Annotated in this window: 1 protein-coding gene; it reads right to left on the bottom strand. The window is 85.2% G+C overall.

Annotated features, from left to right (window positions below):
• Positions 1–291 (bottom strand): nitroreductase family protein (locus tag A4V12_RS12075; protein WP_234372154.1); only part of this gene is annotated, 291 nt, incomplete at both ends.

Raw genomic sequence — 291 nt, 5'->3', positions numbered from 1 at the left:
GCCGCCGCCCGCCCCCGCGGCCCCCCCGCCGGGCGCCGGCGCCCCCGCCGGGCCCGCCGGCCCGAGGGCCCGCGACCCCCGCGCCCCCCATCGCGCCCAGCAGCCGCCCCCGCGACTCCTCCGACTCCAGCAGCACGACCCGCCACGGCGTCGTGTGGTGCGGCGCGGGCGCCGTCAGGGCGGCCGCCACGGCCCGCCGCACCGCGCCCGGGTCCACGGGCTCGTCGGTGAACTCCCGCACCGTGCGCCGCAGCGTCACCGCCGCCCGCACCGCCTCGGACGTACCGAGCC

Source organism: Streptomyces noursei (assembly GCF_001646665.1).
Classification (GTDB): Bacteria; Actinomycetota; Actinomycetes; order Streptomycetales; family Streptomycetaceae; genus Streptomyces; species Streptomyces lavendulocolor.
The sequence above is the reverse complement of the archived record's forward strand: the minus strand, read 5'-3'. Positions and strand labels throughout refer to the sequence as shown.